The following is a 19,912-nucleotide window of genomic DNA, read 5'->3' as shown; positions in this document are numbered from 1 at the left end:
ACGAACACCGAGAAGGAAAACAACTTTGCTCTGATTGCCATAAGGCAACCTTCGCAAAAGCCGTTCTCGCACCAAGGTGCTCGTGACGTCTTTCGTTGACGTTTTGCTGTTCAGTTTTCAAGGTTCAGTTTGCCGCGCTCATTGGCGACTCAATTAATATAACACGGTTCCATATATAGAGTCAACACTTTCATGAAGTTTTTTTCACAACTTTATTATAACAGAAAACTCTTAATAATTAGATTACGAAATTGTTACAAATTTGAAAGGAGATCCTCTCTTTACATTGAAGACTACTCCTTATATTTAAGGTATTCCCACTGTTGGTCGTCAATTGAAATTTTTCTGTAAATAAGTCCTGACAAGACTGCTCCATTACCGTTTCATAAGTTCTAATTCTTTTTAGCGTACCCAAAAAAAAGAGAAGGTTTTCGAGTTCCTTCTATAATAATATATTGAATACAACTTTTAATTTCGCTAATACAAAAAGCATTGCACTCAAGAGGTCTTGAACAATGACTTTTGAGTGCAACCTTTTTAACTGTACCAGAGTAAGTTGATGTCTATTACGATGGACATTTTTTGTTAGCCCTGCCTAAGCCGATTGCACCGCCTTCACGATACACTGTTCTTGGAGGAGTCACCGTCTTTATTGTCGTCATCCCCCTGTGAATCTAAAAAAGTCTACTTCTGTAAAGGACAAAGCCGCTCTTAAAGATGATACGAGGACGCAAAATTAACCGATAAAGTGTGTTCGTGCCTATCAAGGACAAGCGATCACTCCATAGAATTCACCTCTAGAACCTTCAAAAAGTACATATCGAGTTTGAGATTGTGGGATTGGTCCACACTCTTCTATAAGCAGCTGGCATCCCTTAGCTACTTTCTGCATTCTCGGCGGCGATTCAAAAAAACAGACGGAGAAAAAGAGTTTCTTTTTCTCCGTCTGTTTTATGTTTGAGACTTATGGGATAGCCCCTTTATAATTACACCAAGAAAATGAAGTAAAGAACGAAAATCACAAACAACCCATACATGATTGGATGAACCTGCTTGCCTTTACCTGCTACGACCATTGTAATTGGATAGAAGATAAATCCAATCGCGATGCCTGTTGCAATACTATAACCAAGTGGCATAGCTATCATCGTTAAGAATGCCGGAACAGCGATTTCAAATTTCGTCCAATCTATTTTTCCTAAAGCTGAAACCATTAACACCCCAACAATGATCAAAGCTGGAGCTGTCACAGCACTAGTGATGACTTCGAGTACCGGATAGAAGAGAATCGAAATGAGGAACAGCAGTCCCGTGACTACGGCTGAAAATCCAGAGCGTGCTCCAGCTGCAACTCCTGCAGTCGACTCGATATAGGAAGTCGTTGTTGACGTTCCGAAGATTGCTCCACTGACTGTCGCAATTGAATCTGCCAATAATGCTTTGCTTGCTCTCGGGAGTTTGTTGTCTTTCATCAAACCTGCCTGATTAGCAACAGCTACTAGTGTTCCGGCTGTATCAAAAAAGTCGACGAATAAAAATGTTAATACGATAACAAGGAATTGAATATTCAACAATGAACCAAAATCGTTAATGATTGGATCAATCGCAACACCGAAAGTCGGTGCCATGCTCGGAACATTAAGATCAATAATCGCGCTCGGCAAATTAACTACACCAAAAATCATACCGACAACTGCTGCAATTAAAATCCCAAAAAAGATTCCGCCTTGAACACCACGGACCATGAAGATGACAGTAATAATTAAACCAAAAATAGCCAGTAGTGCTGAGCTATCTGATAGATCACCTAATCCGACTAAGGTAGCTGGATTATCGACAATAATATTAGCGTTTTGCAATCCGATAAAAGTTATATAAAGTCCGATTCCTGCTCCAACCGCATATTTTAATTCAGCAGGTATTGAGTTGATGATGAGTTCACGAAGACCCGTTAACGTAAGAAGAATAAAAATAAGACCTGAAAACAAAACTCCTGTTAAGGCCGTTTGCCATGGAATTCCGTAAGTCAGGATAACTGTGTAAGCAAAAAATGCATTTAACCCCATTCCTGGAGCAAGTGCGATTGGATACCTCGCCAGTATTCCCATCATTAAACATCCGACAGCTGCAGCTAGAGCGGTTGCCATAAATACAGCTCCGTAATCCATGCGTAGTGCATCATCAAAATCCGGAACCGATTCCAGCGTTAAAGTTAACGGATTGACGACTAAGATATAAGCCATCGCTAAAAATGTTGTTAAGCCGCCGATAATTTCCCGACGGTAATTTGTTCCCAGTTCTTCAAACTGAAAATACTTTTTCATATTGATTCCTCCGAATGCCTGTGCATAATTTCTACAAAAGAAAAACGCATACAGCAGTTTGCCGTATGCGTTCGATTTACCCCTTCAACAGAAATGAAGGGCATCCTACTCAACTAGGAGCGGATTAAAATCGTAGTCGAGTCATTTACGGTGACTCGGTAGAAACTTTCGGGCCATATTCCCGACATTATACGACAAGCTTATTTGATTTCTATCGTAATATATCATGTATAAAATCATTAAACAATACCAAACACGAACATTTATAAAGAATAAATGAAAAAAGTTCGTAAAAAAAGGTGTCAGCTAGTTTAGCTGACACCTCAAAAAAATTATTCCCACTCAATTGTTGCAGGTGGTTTGCTCGTAATGTCATACAATACACGGTTAATGTGATCGACTTCATTGACTAAACGGACACTGATTTTCTCTAAAACATCCCAAGGAATGCGAGCCCAGTCAGATGTCATGCCGTCAATTGACGTTACTGCACGGATACCGATTGCGTAATCATAAGTGCGGGCATCGCCCATTACACCTACACTGCGAAGGTCCGGCAGAACAGTGAAGTATTGCCAAATATCACGATCAAGACCCGCTTTTTTGATTTCATCACGCAAGATCCAGTCAGACTCGCGAACGATCTCCAACTTTTCTTCTGTAACTGCTCCCATAATACGTATTCCTAATCCTGGACCTGGGAATGGCTGGCGCCAAACGATTTCGTCTGGCATACCAAGTTCAGCTCCAAGTACGCGCACTTCGTCTTTGAACAATGTGTTCAATGGCTCAATCAATTTAAACTGCATGTCATCTGGCAATCCGCCAACATTGTGGTGAGATTTAATGGTTTGTGCCGTTGTTGTGCCACTTTCAATAATGTCCGTGTAAAGCGTTCCTTGTGCAAGGAAATCCATACCTTCTAATTTTGAAGCTTCGTCATCGAATACATAGATAAATTCGTTGCCGATAATTTTACGTTTCTTCTCTGGATCTGTAACACCTTCAAGTTTGCTCATGAAACGATCGCGCGCGTCGATTTTGATCACGTTCATATTGAAACCATCAGCAAAAGTCTTCATGACACTTTCCGCTTCTCCTTTACGAAGAAGGCCATGGTCGACGAACATACAAGTCAACTGGTCGCCAATTGCTCTATGAATCAGTACAGCGACTACCGACGAATCTACTCCACCGCTAAGTGCACAAAGTACTTTTTTGTCGCCGACTTCTTCACGAATTTTTTCGATTTCCAACTCAATGTAGTTTTCCATCGACCAGTCATCCTTCATGCCACAAACATCATAGACGAATTTGCGAAGCAAATCGTTGCCATGCATTGTATGGCGGACTTCTGGGTGGAATTGAACGCCGTAGAATCCGCGACTTTCGTCAGCCATCGAAGCAATTGGGCAACTAGCACTTGTTCCAATAACATCAAAACCTGGAGGTGCAGCCGTAACTAAGTCACCATGGCTCATCCAAACAATTTGTTCTTCAGGAAGACCATTGAAAATTTTACTTTCCTTAGTCAGCTTTAATTCTGCTTTGCCGTACTCTCGGTTTTGCGCTTTTTCTACATTGCCCTTAAGGTGCAACGCCATTAATTGCATACCGTAGCAAATTCCTAAAATCGGTAAGCCCATTTCAAAAATAGCATCATCGATTGAAAATGCATTGTCGTCATAAACGGAGTTTGGTCCACCTGAGAAAATAATCCCTGTAGCATTCATGTCTTTGATTTCTTCAGCAGTAACTGTATGTGGATGAAGCTCGCTGTATACACCGATTTCGCGGATGCGACGAGTAATCAACTGATTGTATTGACTTCCAAAATCTAAAACGACGATTTTTTTCTGTTCTTTCAACATTGGACTAACTGGCAAAACCTTCACCTCTTCTATTTAATTTAGGTTTCAAAATAACAAAAGAACGCGAAAATTGGACCTCGCGTTCTTCTGCTCTACATCAAAAAGGCGAATGCACATGTCAAAAAGCATGCGTCATCCACCTTCATAGTCAAGTCATTTCCGGGGACTTGGTAGAGACATCCGATCCATATTACCGGACATATATGAGGGCACCTGTAATTTATAATTTAATCAATTGTACAAGTTAAAGCTTGTAAAATCAACCGCTTGTCCGATTGATTAAGTTTTCCCAACTTTCCCTCAACTCATGCCAGTCAATGGATTCACTATCATTGCCGTAAATCATCCGCTCATAGGCATCGGTTAATTCCGTCATTTCTTTCGTGCCGAAAAACGCATCGATATATGCTGCATAAGATTTTAATGTTTGTCCGGGTCTCTTATTAATGCCATACAATTCCAATTGCTTTAATAACCGCAGATAAGCCTTTTCAAAACGTTCGGGTCTATCTCCGCTCATTCGGTAATAAGCAACTAATAACTTTGGCATCCATTTATGACGGATTTTGAAAAGAATCGCTGCAAGTAGAACCGTCCCCACAATCATCCAGACAAGTTTCCACCGATTCATAGAAATAAAATCAGTCAATCGATCCCAAAAAGAAGGCCCAGAAACTACAGTGGTCTCTTCGGCTTCTGCGGTATCGGGTTTTTCAGCTAACGGTTGTTCTTGCTGATCAGGCTGTTCGGGGTCTGTTGCATCCAGCTCCAAGTCGAAGTCGATAGATGAAGATCCTGTAAACCCAATTGTTGGTTCGAACAACATCCAACCAACTCCTGGCATATAAGCTTCAACCCATGAATGTGCATTATTGTTTGTTACTTGATAAACGTTGGTGTCTCCTCCCGAGTTGATGAGTTCTCCTTCGTTAAATCCTTTGACCCAACGAGCTGGAATATCAAGAGAACGGAGCATTACCACCATCGAGGTTGAAAAATTATCGCAATATCCTCTTTTTGTTTCAAATAAAAATTGATCTACATAGTCTTGGTTCGCTTCAGGAACCGGAATGTCTGTTTGACTGTATTCAAATCCAGCAGTACTGAAATATCGTTCTATGGCACGTGCTTGATCATAAACTGATTCAGTACCGCCTGTAATTTCAACAGCTAAATCTCGGACACGTTCCGGCAACTCGTCCGGCAATTGCAAAAACCGGTCGAACTCGATAGGCAATTCAGCTAAGTCGACTTGGCTTGTCTCCCTCAATGCCGTCAAACTAAAATTCGGTTCGTTAAAGGATACTTCGTATGCCTTAGGTTCGAATTCTTCACCGTTTCGGTAAGTCTCAAAACGTTGATCTGCTGTACTGTATTGATAGTCCGGTGACTCTTCCATTGAAAAAGATTTTGTTCCATAGGGATATAGTACAAACGGAAACTCTTGCTCCATCGCCAATTGAGCTGATTCGAGCTCTTCTGCGGGAACAAAATCAGTATCAACCGTATCGCTGTTTCCATAAACAACAGATTCCCCTACATTTCCTGTCAATTCCCATCCCTTTGTTGTATATGTGTCTTTCGATTCGACTTTCCAATATTGACCTTCTGACACTTCGGCACGAAAAACAGCGGTATCGTCTCCGACAAAAGATCCGCCTAGTCGTGAATCATCTACTCCGTAGCCAATTCTACCAATGGTTCCTCCACTACCAGCCCCGCCTTGGCCAGAAAAGGTGGTGAGAAATGGCACAGGATCCGGCCAAACTGGATCTGCTTTGGGCAAATATAACGCCAGTGCTGTCGAAGCCGCCACCAGCAACACGAGGGGTACAGCAAACAAAGCCATTTTATCCGTACGTTCTAAAATACGATGCCCTTCCATCCAGCGTACCAAATACAATAGACCCGCAAGAAGAAGTCCAATGACCATAATTCGAACAATCGCCGTTTCTCCTGAATACGGACTAAAGGTATCCAGCACGGCGATAAAAATAACTGTTAATAGATAGAACAAGAAAATACTTAACCTAAAACTAACCCAGTAATGGATTAAGTAAATAGCCATCCACAACAAAACAAAAAACAAGACCGTTCGGAAAACATCTGTCGTTTGCTCCCAGTTCTGACTCGTTAAAGCTGAGAAATTCAAACCGACATCAGTTTGAAGAAACGCAATAGCATCAGCTGTAAAAAACACGTGACCGGTATAGACATAGACAATGAACCATAAAATATAAAGAAGTTTTATCGGTCCGGAAAACCACCATGGAACCCGCAGAAAAGCCATCAACAACCCGACAGCAATAAAAATCAAAAACAGCGCTTTATGTCCTGTTTCGGTTAATACAATAACTGGCGTCAGCCACTCGGCTAGCATCAAAAAAACCAGTACATATAAAATAGCCATAAAGACTTTATTGTTTCTTATGGAAGTCATTGGCGGCTCACCTCCGTAAACACTGTTGCAAAGTTTTCAGGACTTACACGTTTAACAACAAATCCCTTTGAGCGAGCATATTGATGTACCTTTTCTTCCTCTGCCAGCAAATTCTCGCCTTTAGTTGCGACAACTAAACACATGCAATTGCTCAAATTTTTAGCGTTCTTCCGAATAGACTGAACCATATCCATCGAGAGTTGACTCGTGACATATAGTAAGCTCGATGTATTCATCTGCTGCAACTCACGACCGATCGCTTGGTCAACTGGTTTATCCAAATCATCTTGCACTTTCGCCAAATGATACATAATTCGCTGCAAGTGCTCTTCGGTTTGAACTAAAGGGAAATGATTACGGTTGCGACCCACTGATAGATAAGCTACGCTCGAATTTGCGCGTACGATCGATTGCAAAATAGAAGCAACTAATTCTACTTGAAGTTCAAATTTCTCGGAATTTCTTCGATCGTCTAGCAAAAAAAGTTCTTGCGACTGGCGATCCTCAAATTCTTTCGTCCGCAATGTTTGCGTTCGCGCATAGGATTTCCAATGAATCCATGATACACGGTCTCCGGGTTGATAATCACGAAGTCCACTAGTCATGGTCGTGTCTTTTACTAATGTGAAAGGGGCAGCCATCGTTCCCTGATCGTAACGTGACTCCATCGGCCGATAAACGATATCCACTGTATTCGGATATACTAAAATTGTTTGCTGAACTGGCAATAATACAGTCTTTTTTACCCACCCAAAAAAATCAGCAACTTCTAGGTGAATACCTTCTAGCACATGTTCCCCTCTTGGCATTTGATCAATAACATATGTCCAAGAAGAGATCTTCCGAAATCCTGGAACTACCATCTTTTGATGTTGCCCTGCCATTTGCTTGTTGAGAGAAGGAGAGTGGGTTTGTTCACTGGCAACAGTATAAAGTAGCGGAAAAGGAATTTTCCGGTAAATAGTGGCGGTAGCAGAAAAACTTCCGCCTTTTCTGACCTGAGTCGTGTGAATTTCTCTCGAAGCGACAATGTGTTGTATGGGATATAATGCCAGTAACACCGAATAAATAGTAAACGGCAGAGACATATAAAAAATAAACCAGCTGACAAAGCCTCCTTGAAACATAGCAAAGGAGAAAGTTAAAAAAAGAATCAGCACTACTGAAGTCAAACGTCCCCATAAACCAATATTTTTTTTCATTCGGCTCATTGACCGACAAGCCTTTGAACAGGTACATGGGTTTTTGCCAATATTCGTTCTGTGATTTCTTCTGCAGTAATACCATCATAACGAGCCTCGGAACGCAACATAATTCGGTGACCGAAAACGAATTTCGCCAAATACTGGACGTCGTCTGGCGTTACATAATCTCGTCCTTTCAATAATGCGTAAGCCTGTGAGGCTTTCATCAATGCAATCGACCCTCGCGGACTCACGCCTAAATAGACATAAGCGTCTTGACGAGTTTGTCTAGACAAATCGACAATATAGCTGCGTATTGTTTCATCCACTTTGATCAATTTCGCTTGCTCTTGAAGCTCCAAAAGTTCGCTCAGTGAAATGACCGAAGTTAATTCTTCGATTGGCGCCGCAGCGCGTGCTCGATTTAATACTTCCATTTCTTCTTTCGGTGTAGGATAGCCCATTTTAATTTTCAATAAAAACCGATCAAGCTGTGCTTCAGGTAACGGATAAGTGCCTTCATATTCGATGGGGTTTTGCGTAGCCATCACAAAGAATGGTTTAGGAATTTGCATTGTTACTCCGTCAATCGTGACGGAAGCTTCTTCCATCGCTTCAAGAAGAGAGGACTGTGTTTTCGGAGAAGTTCGGTTTATTTCATCAGCTAATATGATATTGCCCATAATTGGCCCTGCTCGAAAATGAAATTCCATGTCTTTCGGATTATAAATCGACACACCAATCACGTCCGATGGCAATAAGTCAGGCGTAAATTGGATTCGTTTAAAATCGGCGCCTACTGATTTTGCTAATGCTCGGACAAGCATCGTTTTACCGACACCCGGTACGTCTTCTAGTAAAACATGACCATGAGACAGCATGGCCACGATACTCAATTCAGCAATATCGCGTTTGCCGATAATAACTTTTTCGATATTGTCTATTACTCTTTCCAATAGTTGTTTGGCATCCATCTATAGGTTCCTCCAATATAAATCAAAAATGTTTTGAATTATCGCAATCTTATCGTAATCATAACGAAAAACAAGTGATAACTCAACTGCATAAGATCTTTTCCCACGATTTTCCTAAAATAAAAAGCAGGAATCCCTTAAGGTTTCCTGCTTTTTATTATTTATTTCCAGAAATCATCGAAAATAGTAATCGGCAAATGACGTTTATGCTGCGTTCTCAAGTAATGGCCTTCTAACTTTTCCTGCGCATCTAGCGGAATTTTCTTACCTTCCAAATAATCATCAATCAATTCATAAGTCACTCCCAAAGCCACTTCGTCAGGGAGCGCTGGTTTATCGTCTTCTAAATCTGCGGTCGGAATTTTCATGTACAGGTGTTCAGGACAACCAAGTTCTTGCAACATTGCTCGCCCTTGTCGTTTGTTTAAGCCAAATAATGGCGTTAAATCAGCAGCACCGTCGCCAAATTTTGTGTAAAACCCAGTTATTGCTTCTGCTGCATGATCTGTTCCGAGCACGGCTGCACTGTGCATCGCTGCCGCTGAGTATTGGGCTTTCATTCGTTCCCGGGCTTTTTCGTTGCCTTTGGCAAAATCAGTCAACATAATGCCGGCGTTTTCTAAAGCACGTTCACTGGCATCAACTGCTTCTTTTATATTGATGGTATACAATTTAGTCGGTTGAATAAACTCCAAAGCGTCTTGTGCTTCGTGTTCGTCAACCTGCACACCATACGGCAAACGTATGGCATAAAAACCGTATTTAACGTCAGTTGATTCTTCATTTAACTGATTGACTGCTAGTTGTGCTAGCTTACCGAGCAGGGTAGAATCCTGTCCGCCAGAAATACCTAAGATATATCCTTTCAAGAATGGATGATGCTTTAAATACTCTTTTAAAAATACTACAATCTGTTCAATCTTTTGTTGCGGTTGAATCAGAGGCTCTACTTTTAACTCATCAATAATTCGCTGTTGCAAAGTAGACATTAAGCTCCTCCTTCCTCTTCGATAAAGTCATGAACTGCTTCCCGTACTTCTTGAATATTTTTCATTTTATTGTTCCAGCATTTCTGACTTAAGTCGACTGGGTACTCTTCAGGATTTAATGACCGTTTGTATTCATCCCACAATAAATCCATATTTTTAATTCCGTAGCTTTGCATTTCCTGCACACTTGGATTGTCATAAATGATTTCACCATTTTCAACAACTTTTTGATGGATATTGATTGCATCGAAATTCGTCACAAACTTTGATACGAAGGTATGAACCGGATGGAACATTTTTAAACGTTCTTGAGAAGCCGGATCTTCATCGTGCATAGCAATATAATCGCCTTCAGATTTACCATTTTCTCTATCGATAATTCGGTAAACATTTTTCAGACCCGGCGTCGTAACTTTCTCAGCGTTTCCGGAAATTTTAATGGTATCTTCCATTTCACCGCTGTCGTTTTCAATAGCTACTAATTTATAAACAGCTCCTAATGCTGGCTGATCGTATGCCGTGATTAGCTTTGTCCCAATACCCCATGTATCTACTCGAGCACCCTGTGCCTTTAAATTCAATATCGTGTATTCATCGAGATCATTTGAAACTACAACTTCTGTATCCGTGAAGCCTGCAGCATCTAGCATTTTCCGCGCTTCTTTCGATAAGAAAGCGATATCTCCACTATCTAAGCGTATTCCTTGGAAGTTGATTTTATCGCCTAATTCTTGCGCTACCTTTATGGCAATAGGCAGTCCAGATTTCAAGGTATCGTATGTATCAACTAAAAACACACAGTTTTTGTGACGTTTAGCATATGCATGAAATGCAGCATATTCATCCTTGTATGCTTGCACCATTGAATGAGCGTGCGTACCTGCTACTGGAATACCAAATTTTTTCCCAGCTCGTGCGTTGCTAGTCGCTTCAAGTCCACCGATATACGCAGCTCTAGAACCCCAAATTGCAGCGTCCATTTCTTGGGCACGTCTTGTTCCAAATTCCATGACCCGTTCTTTTTTTACGATTTGTTTAATGCGACTGGCTTTCGTGGCAATTAAGGTTTGGTAATTAACGATATTCAATAGTGCAGTTTCAATTAATTGCGCTTCTACGAGAGGAGCCTCGACACGGATCAACGCTTCATTTTGAAAGACTAGTTCGCCTTCTACTACCGAGTAAACATCTCCGGTAAATCGGACGGTACGTAAATATTCGATAAAATCTTCCTTGTAGCCGAGTTCTTCTTGAAGATAATTCAAATCACTTTCTGTAAATTTAAAGTTTTTCAAGTAATCCAAAACACGTTCCAATCCAGCGAACAGTGCATAACCGTTGCCAAAAGGCAGTTTGCGGAAAAATAATTCAAATACCGCTTTTCGTTCATGCATCCCATCTGCCCAATAAGTCTCCGACATATTGATTTGATATAAATCTGTATGTAGCGCCAAACTGTCATCCGCATAATGCTTATCCATAAGATTCTCCTTCTTCCACCATCAGTAATGCTTCCAATTATACACCAATAATCCAAAGACAAAAATAAAAGTCATTCATATGTAGAGAACTAATGCTTCTTTTCTTCTAACCCCTTCAAATCAACACTTTTTTTGCAAAAATCTGTAATCTCACGTTTCAATCTTCTAGTTAATCTATCGACTACAAATGTACATGCTTTTTCTACACAATTGACAAAAAGTATATGACTACCCACAATTAATCATATGCCTTGACACTTTTCACCAAACATGAGATACTTACTTGGTTAACACAAAGGTAACTGGTAAATTTTGATAATCTGGCATTCTACGATAATGTTTTTGAGAATACTTATTCACACTGGAGCGATTTAAGGATCGCAAGGACGTAAAAGAAGGTAGGGTTTACGTTGCTTAGGTTAGAAAGCACCCAGTGGAACAATGACCGCGGTACTGAAAGTAATACTTTCAATGGAAATGATTCCCCAGTAACATGGGTTGAAAAATTGAGTCAAAACAAATTATGGTTACCTTAAACAAACAAAGGGATGTCCTCTACTTGAGGGCATCCCTTTTCCAATTCTTTAGCTGTTAATATTTGAGCGCTACATTTTTTAAAATGGTGTAATTGCGCAAAGCTTCAAGTCCTTTTTCACGTCCAAATCCACTTTTTTTATATCCTCCAAACGGCATCTGTACTCCACCACCCGCTCCATAATTATTAATGAATACTTGTCCCGCACGAATTTTACTGGCTACTCGATGTGCTCTAGCCCCATCTTTTGTCCAAACTCCTGTCACAAGTCCGTAATCTGTGCCATTGGCTAAGTCAATTGCTTGTTGTTCCGTTTCAAATGAAAAAGCTGTAACCACGGGTCCAAAAATTTCTTCTTGAGCAACGTAGCTGTCTGGTGACAGTCCATCAATCACAGTGGGTTGAAAAAAGTAACCATCTTCGAGTCCAACCGTCTTCTGTCGTTCACCTCCTATTAAAAATGTGGCACCTTCTTTTTTAGCTATATCCATAAATTCAAGGATACGTGTAAATTGTTTTTCATTTAAAATTGGGCCAAGATCCAAATCATCTAATCCTTTGCCGATTTGAATTGTTTTCATTTTTTCTACTACCTTTGCTAAAAACTCTTGCTTGATGGTTTGTTGAACCAAAAGACGAGATCCCGCTGAGCAGGTTTGCCCGGCATTTTGAATAATCGACCGAACAACCCAATCCACCGCTTCTTCTTGATCGCAATCATCAAAAACAATATTCGGCGATTTTCCGCCAAGTTCTAGCGTAACTGGCTTAACATTTTTCGCTGCTCCCGTCATGACAGCAGAACCTGTTTGAACAGAGCCGGTAAAAGTAATATGATCCACATCTGGATGTTCAGAAATTGCGGACCCCGCTTCAAAGCCATAGCCTGTCACCAGATTAAACACACCTTTGGGCAGGTCCGTTTGATCAAAAATTTCAGCTAATTTGATCGCAGTTAACGGCGTGTCTTCTGCTGGTTTTGCAACGACCGTATTGCCTGTTGCAATCGCTGCGGCTGTTGAACGAGAAATGATTTGTAACGGATAATTCCACGGAATGATATGTGCCGTTACGCCAATCGGCTCACGCAGTGTGTAATCCAAAATTCCCGGTTGAACGGGTATGGTTTCGCCGAAAATTTTATCCGCCATTCCAGCGTAATACTCAAAATAGAGAGCAGAAGCCTCCACATCTTTACGTGCCTGTGTCAGTGGTTTTCCCGTATCAAGTGTTTCTAACAAGGCGATTTCTTCTATGTCTGCGCGTAAAGCACAGGCTACTTTATGTAAAATTCGTCCTCTTTCAATTGGTGGAAACAACTGCCATTCTTCGGACTCAAACCTTGTGCGAGCCGCTTGAACCGCGGCATCCACATCTTCTTTTTTGCCTCTTGGTACTTCCGCTAGTATTTCGCCAGTTGCCGGATTTTTTGTTTCAAATCGCTCTCCGGTTAGACTGTCTAGCCATTTCCCATTTACATACATTTGCTGTTTTTTCATTTTCCTGTTCCCCTTCTCGGTTAGATTCCACGTCCTCCGTCTACGTTTACTACGCTGCCCGTCATCATTTTTGCTAAATCAGAACTGAGGTATAGCACACAGTTCGCAATTGCTTCAGGTGTAATCAATTCACCTAATGGTACGCTTTTGCGGAATATACGTTCTTTTGTCTCTCCTTCATCACTGCCGGATGCTGTAAATTCACCAAGCATCTTCGTATCGGCTGGACCTGGATTGATGGCATTTACTCTTATGTTGTAAGGAGCTAGTTCAATGGCCAACGCTTTTGTCAACGAAATCGTTGCACCTTTGGAAGCTACATAAGCATTCAAACCCGGACGCGGCCGGTCTACGGAAACAGAAGCAATGTTAATAATCGATCCACTTTTTTGCTGTTTCATATATGGAACGGCCGCGCGTGAAGTTAAAAAAACCGCCGTTGAATTAATTGCCATAATGCGTTCCCAATCTTTTAAAGACACTTTTTCAATATCTGTCGCTGCCTGTGCAATTCCGGCAACGTTTGCCAAGACATCAATCTGCCCAAATGTTTCAGCCGTTTTTTTCACCGCATCTTCCACACTTTGTTCGTCTGTTAAGTCTCCTTGAATAACTAGTAACTGCTCCGGATATTGAGTCTTTAATTCATTAAGACCGTCTAAGTCGAGATCAATTGCCGCTACTTTTGTGCCATGTGTTAAAAATTGTTCGACAACTACTTTACCCATTCCACCGCCGGCACCCGTAATGATTGCTACTTTAGTTTCTAGATTCATCTATCTTTCCCCCTCTTTGGTCAGCAAATGATAGACTTTTTCTGCAATTGCTGATCCGACTTGTTGCGTTGTGGCAATACCACCTAAATCCGGTGTCAGCACTTTGCCTTCTTGAATTACTTGTTCGATGGCGCTTACAATTGCAGTCGATAAATCTGCACGTCCTAAATGATCCAACATTAATGCAGCTGACCAAATTTGCGCAATCGGATTGGCAATTCTTTTGCCCGCAATATCTGGTGCCGAACCATGTATTGCTTCGAACATAGAAGGGAAATTACGTTCTGGATTGATATTGCCTGACGGGGATACACCTAGCCCTCCGACTAAGGCGGCTCCGAGGTCTGTCAAAATATCCCCAAATAAATTGGATGCAACAACCACTTCAAACGATTCTGGTCGCATGACGAAATACGCAGCCAAGGCATCAATAAAATTGCTTTCAAGTTCAATATCCTCGTAATCTTTCGCGACCACTTCCACGACTTCGTCCCATAGCTTCATTGAATGGATGATAGCATTGGATTTTGTCGCACTCGTCACTTTCGATTTGTTGTTTTTTCGAGCATATTCAAATGCGTATTTTGCAATTCGCTCGACGCCTTGTTTGGTGATCACGGTGTTTTGTATGGCCATCTCTTGCGACTGTTGCTGGTATAAGCGACCGCCGATATTCGAGTATTCACCTTCTGCATTTTCACGGAATACCATGAAATCAATTGGCAAATCATTTTTCAAAGGAGATTCAATACCGGCCAATCGTTTAATTGGTCGCATGTTGACGTACTGTTGAAATTTTTTGCGAATCGGCATGATTAGTTCCCATATAGTAATTTCATCTGGCACCCGTTTGTCTCCAACAGCACCGAACAAAATAGCATCAAAGTTCTTTAACTGATCTAGTCCATCCGCAGGCATCATGTACCCATGTTCCAAGTAATATTCACTGCCCCACTCGAATTGCTGAAAATCAATGTTAAAAGTAGGGTCTTGTCGCTTAAGAGATTCTAATACTTTGATAGCTTCTTTTGTAACATCTGGTCCAATTCCGTCTCCAGGAAGGACCGCTATCTTATAAGTTGTCATATATTCTCCTCCAATTGCTTACTTTCCAAGAAGGAATAAACTGATTCCTGGAATAAATGAAATAATAAGTACATCGACAATCATCACCAGGATGAATGGAATAATCGCTTTCAGCAAACTTTCAAACTTTGTTCCAGCGATATTTGCAGCTACAAATAAATTGAGTCCAACTGGCGGTGTAATAAATCCGATTCCTAAGTTAACAATCATAATAATTCCGAAATGCACCAAATCGATTCCAAGTGCACTAGCAATGGGTACGAGAATTGGCGTCAAAATAATGATTGCCGCTGAAGTTTCCAAGAAAACTCCGCAAATCAATAGTAAAAGATTGATGATCAATAATGCGATAATCCAATTATCCGTCACGCTAAGCATTAACTCAGTCAACTCAGCCGGAATCCGCTGTCGCGTTAAGTAATAGCCAAATACTGAAGCGCCCGCAATGATGAACATAATCACTGCTGTTACTACAACAGAAGAAGAAAAAATACTTGCCAAGTCTGGCAGCTTAATTTCTCTATACACAAAAATCCCTACAAACAAGCCGTAAACAACTGCCACAACAGCAGCTTCTGTTGGCGTAAAAATTCCTCCATAAATTCCGCCCAATATAATAACAGGCATCATCAATGCGAGAAATGCATCTAAAAATGCTTTGAAAAAGTCTTTAAAACCGAACTTTTCGCCGCCCCCGTATCCTTCTTTTAAAGAAATCAAATACACCAGTAAAATCAATGACACCATTACAAACAAGCCTGGCACAATTCCTGCGATGAATAATTCACTAACAGAAACACCTGCCGCCACTCCGTAAAGAACGAGTGGCACACTCGGCGGAATCATAATTCCAATTGTCCCTCCAGCCGCTTGAATAGCCGTCGCAAAGCTTTTGTCATAGCCTTTATTGACCATCGCAGGAATCATCAACGCTCCTACTGCCGCTGTTGTTGCAGCTGCTGAACCTGAAATAGCTGCAAAAAACGCACAGGCAACAATCGAGACGATTCCGAGTCCTCCTCGAACACGACCAAAAATAACATTGGCTAGGTGAATCAGCCTGCGAGAAATCCCGCCACTTTCCATTAATTTACCAGCAAGAATAAAAAAGGGAATTGCCATAAGTGGGAAGGAGTCCACCGAATTGAACATTCGTTGGATAATCACGATCAATGAAACGTTTCCATCAATAAAGAAAACGAGTGTTGAAGCCAGTCCAAGTCCCACAGCAATTGGAACATTTATTAAAAATAAAACGATTAATAAACCAAATAACACCAACGCCATCTTCAGACACCCCCGCTTTTAAAGTCTTTTGAAAACTGCGAGGTCATGTTAATAATCAAAATTACACCACTTACTGGAATGATCATGTAGATCATCCCCATCGGAATCCGTAAAACTGGCGAGGTTTGAGACATGCCTTGCATCGCTAAATCATAGCCTTCAACTACCATTAACAAGAAAAATAGCAAACTTGCAAACGTGGCGATAGTGTAGAATGCCTTGCGTACAGGAACTGCAAATAATTTCACAAAAAACTCCATTCCGATATGCGCCTTTGATGACATAGCATACGATGCCCCTAAAAACGTTAGCCAAATCAAACTATAGCGCGCTAACTCCTCAGTCCAAGCAAGAGGCGAGTTGAGGATAAAACGGAAAATTACTTGAAGAAAAACGACGGTGACCAATAATGCCATAATCAGATTCAATACATGCTTAATGCCAACGTTCATATAACCGATCCATTTATTCATCGTCATGCCTCCGATATAAAAAAGAGAGAAAGGATTCTCTCTTTTTTGAGTTAATTATTTTTTTACTGAGCATCCAGAATTTCATTTAATAGATCTTGATACTCAATTGTTTCGTAAACTGGCTTTACAGCTTCCTGGAATGGCGCTGTATCAATATCTTCTATTATTTCCATGCCATTGTCTTTCAATGTTTGAATCGATTCTTTTTCCATTTCTACGATTAATTCACGCTCTCTTGCGCCTGCTTTTTGTCCTTCTTCCACAACAATGTCACGCAAATCTTCTGGCAATTCATCGTATGTTTGCTGACTCATCATATAGATGGCTACAGAATAAACGTGACCTGTTAAACTCATGTATTTCTGGTTCGCATCATACAAACTAAACTGGTCAGCAACAATTGCTGGGTTTTCCTGAGCATCTACTACACCTTGTTGCAATGCTGTAATTGCTTCTGTCCAAGCCATTGGAGTCGGTTGTGCACCAAGTGCTTCAAAAGCAGCTAAATGAATTTCATTTTCCTGCGTTCTGATTTTCAACCCTTTCAAGTCTTCCGGTGTTTCGATTGGACGTTTTGCATTGGTAATGTGACGGTAACCATTTTCTCCCCAAGACAAACCTATTATACCATTTTCTTCCATTTTAGCGAATAATTCATCTCCTATATCACCTTCTAGAATTTCTACTGCCGATTCCCGGTCTTTAAATAAGAATGGTACATCTAAAACACCTAACTCCGGCACAAAGTTCGTAACAGGAGCAGTTGAAGATACCACCAAATCAACAGTTCCAAGACCCATACCTTCTGTCAATTCTCGCTCAGCTCCAATTTCACTGTTTGCGAAAACTTCAATCGTTACTTGACCGTCTGTCCGTTCTTCAACAGCATCAGCCATTTCCAAAAGTCCAAGATGGTACGGATGATCATCCGGCAACGAATGTCCTGCCTGCAAAACAAATTTTTCTTCTGAGTCTTTTCCTCCTGATGAGGAATCACTATCAGAATCACCACATGCCGTTAAAGCCAATGTACTTGCCAACATTATTGAAACAAATCCAAATTTCTTCTTTGCCATCTTTGTTTCCCCCTTTTTTCATCTTGCTCTAGCGCTTTAATAGATTCTACTTTTACAATAAAAGAAATTGTCTATAAAAAGACAAAATATTCCGTTTTTTATATTTTATAAAAATTTAGCGGGATGCAGTATCCCGCTGAATTCTGTTTATACTTGTTCAAGCAAGCGAAAATGCGCAGTGGATGCAGAACGTACTAATGCAGTGACCTACCTTACTTATCGATTCAAATAATCGGTTACTGCTCCTTGAGAAGAGCAAGATACATTATGCGCATATTTGCCAAGTACGCCTTTTTTATGAAGTGGCGGTGCTACCCAGTGTTTGCGACGTTCTTCTAGTTCTGTTTCGGATACTTCCATCGAAATTTCCTGCAAGTCAGAATCGATCGTAACAATGTCTCCTTCTTCTAGCAAGGCGATTGGTCCGCCAACTTGTGCTTCTGGTGCAATATGTCCAACTACGAGGCCGTGGGTTCCGCCTGAGAAACGTCCATCAGTTAATAACGCTACAGATGCATCCATACCTTTCCCAACAAGAATTGCCGAAATTGACAACATTTCTGGCATGCCTGGTCCACCTTTTGGTCCCACGTAACGAATAACTAGCACATCGCCTTCGTTTATTTCATTTGCCATTACAGCTTCTGTTGCTTCTTTTTCTGTATTGTAAACGCGAGCTGGGCCCGTATGACGTTTTACTTTCACGCCCGAAACTTTTGCTACGGCCCCACTTGGAGAAAGGTTTCCTTTCAAGACGATTAAAGGCCCATCTTTACGTTTTGGCTGTTCAAAAGGCATGATGACTTTTTGACCTTCCTTAAGAGCTGGTGCTTCCTGCAGATTTTCTGCTACCGTTTTACCCGTAACCGTCATGCAATCTCCGTGAATATAACCTCCCTCAAGCAACATTTTCATCACAGCTTGAACGCCACCGACCTCGTGCAAATCCTGCATGACGTATTTGCCGCTCGGCTTCAAATCAGCCAAATGGGGTACCCTTTGTTGTAGGCGATTAAAGTCGTCAATTGTTAAGTCTACTTCGGCTGCATGAGCAATCGCCAATAAATGAAGAACCGCATTTGTCGATCCGCCAAGTGCCATGACAACGGTAATCGCATTTTCAAAGGCTTTTTTTGTCATAATATCTTTCGGATATATATCCAGTTCTAAAAGATTATGTACTGCTGCTCCAGCCTTTTCGCAATCAGCTAATTTCGCTGCTGATACTGCCGGATTAGAAGAACTTCCTGGTAAACTCATTCCCATTGCTTCAGCAGCAGATGCCATCGTGTTCGCTGTATACATGCCGCCACACGATCCAGCTCCTGGGCAAGCCCCACATTCAATACTGCGAAGTGTATTGTCGTTGATGTCGCCGTTATTATGCTGACCTACACCTTCAAACACTGAAACAATATCAATATCTTGTCCGTTATGGCGTCCTGGAGCAATGGTTCCTCCGTAAACAAAAACAGCTGGAACTTCAGAGTTCGCAATCGCAATCAAACAGCCGGGAATATTTTTATCACAGCCCCCAATTGCGACTAACCCATCCAAGCTTTCTGCTCCTACGACTGTTTCAATTGAATCGGCAATCACATCTCGGCTGGAAAGAGAATACTTCATGCCTTCTGTACCCATTGAAATTCCATCAGAAACAGTAATTGTATTAAAAATAAACGGGACGCCTCCAGCATCTCTAGCGCCTTTTTTCGCGCTAATCGCTAAGTCGTCAATATGTATGTTACACGGTGTCACTTCGCTCCACGTACTAGCGACGCCAATCATTGGCTTTTTAAAATCTTCGTCTGTTACACCTACTGAACGAAGCATCGCTCGGTTAGGTGCTTTCATGGCTCCATCAAAAACCTTACTGTTGATGCGCAAATCCTTTTTCATAATTATCCAATCCTTTCT

Annotated in this window: 14 protein-coding genes and 2 riboswitches; all 14 genes read right to left on the bottom strand. The window is 41.2% G+C overall.

Translation table 11 applies throughout. From position 1 onward, the window contains the following. Nucleotides 1–986: 986 nt before the first annotated feature. Entirely contained in the window at nt 987–2,324 is a 1,338-nt protein-coding gene (locus FQ085_RS11405; protein ID WP_071153695.1) for an NCS2 family permease, read from the bottom strand. Nucleotides 2,325–2,437: 113 nt separating this feature from the next. After that, nucleotides 2,438–2,539: riboswitch (purine riboswitch) on the bottom strand. A gap of 117 nt (nt 2,540–2,656) precedes the next feature. Further along, complete coding sequence (gene guaA, locus FQ085_RS11400) at nt 2,657–4,195, bottom strand: glutamine-hydrolyzing GMP synthase (protein ID WP_058386946.1); 1,539 nt, start codon at nt 4,193–4,195, stop codon at nt 2,657–2,659. A 125-nt stretch (nt 4,196–4,320) separates the two neighbouring features. Beyond that, nucleotides 4,321–4,422: riboswitch (purine riboswitch) on the bottom strand. Nucleotides 4,423–4,454: 32 nt separating this feature from the next. After that, nucleotides 4,455–6,635: a transglutaminase domain-containing protein gene (locus FQ085_RS11395; protein ID WP_149456627.1), complete on the bottom strand. Its 2,181-nt coding sequence runs from the start codon at nt 6,633–6,635 to the stop codon at nt 4,455–4,457. Then, on the bottom strand, nt 6,632–7,846 hold the full coding sequence (locus tag FQ085_RS11390) for a DUF58 domain-containing protein (RefSeq protein WP_149456626.1): 1,215 nt from the start codon (nt 7,844–7,846) through the stop codon (nt 6,632–6,634). The genes FQ085_RS11395 and FQ085_RS11390 overlap by 4 nt, the downstream gene beginning before the upstream one ends. Further along, nucleotides 7,843–8,793, bottom strand: coding sequence for an AAA family ATPase (locus tag FQ085_RS11385; protein WP_058386069.1), 951 nt, complete (start codon nt 8,791–8,793; stop codon nt 7,843–7,845). Before FQ085_RS11385 ends, FQ085_RS11390 begins: the two co-directional genes overlap by 4 nt. A gap of 161 nt (nt 8,794–8,954) precedes the next feature. Continuing rightward, complete coding sequence (gene nadE, locus FQ085_RS11380) at nt 8,955–9,782, bottom strand: ammonia-dependent NAD(+) synthetase (RefSeq protein ID WP_058386070.1); 828 nt, start codon at nt 9,780–9,782, stop codon at nt 8,955–8,957. Beyond that, nucleotides 9,782–11,263 carry a nicotinate phosphoribosyltransferase gene (locus tag FQ085_RS11375; RefSeq protein ID WP_058386071.1) on the bottom strand — a complete coding sequence of 494 codons (1,482 nt, stop codon included), beginning with the start codon at nt 11,261–11,263 and terminating at the stop codon, nt 9,782–9,784. The genes nadE and FQ085_RS11375 overlap by 1 nt, the downstream gene beginning before the upstream one ends. A gap of 591 nt (nt 11,264–11,854) precedes the next feature. Beyond that, entirely contained in the window at nt 11,855–13,297 is a 1,443-nt protein-coding gene (locus FQ085_RS11370; RefSeq protein WP_149456625.1) for an aldehyde dehydrogenase family protein, read from the bottom strand. Between the two features lie 20 nt (nt 13,298–13,317). Next, the gene (locus tag FQ085_RS11365; RefSeq protein WP_058386073.1) at nt 13,318–14,073 is read right to left on the bottom strand and encodes an SDR family NAD(P)-dependent oxidoreductase; all 756 of its coding nucleotides are present in this window, start codon (nt 14,071–14,073) and stop codon (nt 13,318–13,320) included. Beyond that, nucleotides 14,074–15,159, bottom strand: a complete 1,086-nt coding sequence (locus tag FQ085_RS11360; protein ID WP_149456624.1) for a tartrate dehydrogenase — start codon at nt 15,157–15,159, stop codon at nt 14,074–14,076. 18 nt (nt 15,160–15,177) lie between these two features. After that, nucleotides 15,178–16,446 (bottom strand): TRAP transporter large permease, encoded by a 1,269-nt coding sequence (locus tag FQ085_RS11355; protein ID WP_149456623.1) that lies wholly within the window; start codon nt 16,444–16,446, stop codon nt 15,178–15,180. Between the two features lie 2 nt (nt 16,447–16,448). Next, nucleotides 16,449–16,919, bottom strand: a complete 471-nt coding sequence (locus tag FQ085_RS11350) for a TRAP transporter small permease (protein WP_058386076.1) — start codon at nt 16,917–16,919, stop codon at nt 16,449–16,451. 62 nt (nt 16,920–16,981) lie between these two features. Further along, a complete protein-coding gene (locus FQ085_RS11345; RefSeq protein ID WP_058386077.1) occupies nt 16,982–17,995 on the bottom strand; it encodes a TRAP transporter substrate-binding protein in 1,014 nt (337 codons plus the stop codon). Nucleotides 17,996–18,211: 216 nt separating this feature from the next. Beyond that, nucleotides 18,212–19,894 (bottom strand): dihydroxy-acid dehydratase, encoded by a 1,683-nt coding sequence (gene ilvD / locus FQ085_RS11340; RefSeq protein ID WP_071153700.1) that lies wholly within the window; start codon nt 19,892–19,894, stop codon nt 18,212–18,214. Nucleotides 19,895–19,912: the final 18 nt, after the last annotated feature.

This window comes from Planococcus sp. ANT_H30 (assembly GCF_008369335.1).
Taxonomy (GTDB): Bacteria; Bacillota; Bacilli; order Bacillales_A; family Planococcaceae; genus Planococcus; species Planococcus kocurii.
The sequence above is the reverse complement of the archived record's forward strand: the minus strand, read 5'-3'. Positions and strand labels throughout refer to the sequence as shown.

What these genes read in the sequence shown, in the direction of transcription:
- FQ085_RS11395 (WP_149456627.1), bottom strand. Translation starts at nt 6,635, where the DNA reads ATGACTTCCATAAGAAACAATAAAGTCTTTATGGCTATTTTATATGTA.
- FQ085_RS11370 (WP_149456625.1), bottom strand. Translation starts at nt 13,297, where the DNA reads ATGAAAAAACAGCAAATGTATGTAAATGGGAAATGGCTAGACAGTCTA.
- FQ085_RS11350 (WP_058386076.1), bottom strand. Translation starts at nt 16,919, where the DNA reads ATGAATAAATGGATCGGTTATATGAACGTTGGCATTAAGCATGTATTG.
- guaA (WP_058386946.1), bottom strand. Translation starts at nt 4,195, where the DNA reads ATGTTGAAAGAACAGAAAAAAATCGTCGTTTTAGATTTTGGAAGTCAA.
- FQ085_RS11405 (WP_071153695.1), bottom strand. Translation starts at nt 2,324, where the DNA reads ATGAAAAAGTATTTTCAGTTTGAAGAACTGGGAACAAATTACCGTCGG.
- FQ085_RS11360 (WP_149456624.1), bottom strand. Translation starts at nt 15,159, where the DNA reads ATGACAACTTATAAGATAGCGGTCCTTCCTGGAGACGGAATTGGACCA.
- FQ085_RS11355 (WP_149456623.1), bottom strand. Translation starts at nt 16,446, where the DNA reads ATGGCGTTGGTGTTATTTGGTTTATTAATCGTTTTATTTTTAATAAAT.
- FQ085_RS11385 (WP_058386069.1), bottom strand. Translation starts at nt 8,793, where the DNA reads ATGGATGCCAAACAACTATTGGAAAGAGTAATAGACAATATCGAAAAA.
- ilvD (WP_071153700.1), bottom strand. Translation starts at nt 19,894, where the DNA reads ATGAAAAAGGATTTGCGCATCAACAGTAAGGTTTTTGATGGAGCCATG.
- FQ085_RS11375 (WP_058386071.1), bottom strand. Translation starts at nt 11,263, where the DNA reads ATGGATAAGCATTATGCGGATGACAGTTTGGCGCTACATACAGATTTA.
- FQ085_RS11390 (WP_149456626.1), bottom strand. Translation starts at nt 7,846, where the DNA reads ATGAGCCGAATGAAAAAAAATATTGGTTTATGGGGACGTTTGACTTCA.
- FQ085_RS11365 (WP_058386073.1), bottom strand. Translation starts at nt 14,073, where the DNA reads ATGAATCTAGAAACTAAAGTAGCAATCATTACGGGTGCCGGCGGTGGA.
- FQ085_RS11345 (WP_058386077.1), bottom strand. Translation starts at nt 17,995, where the DNA reads ATGGCAAAGAAGAAATTTGGATTTGTTTCAATAATGTTGGCAAGTACA.
- nadE (WP_058386070.1), bottom strand. Translation starts at nt 9,782, where the DNA reads ATGTCTACTTTGCAACAGCGAATTATTGATGAGTTAAAAGTAGAGCCT.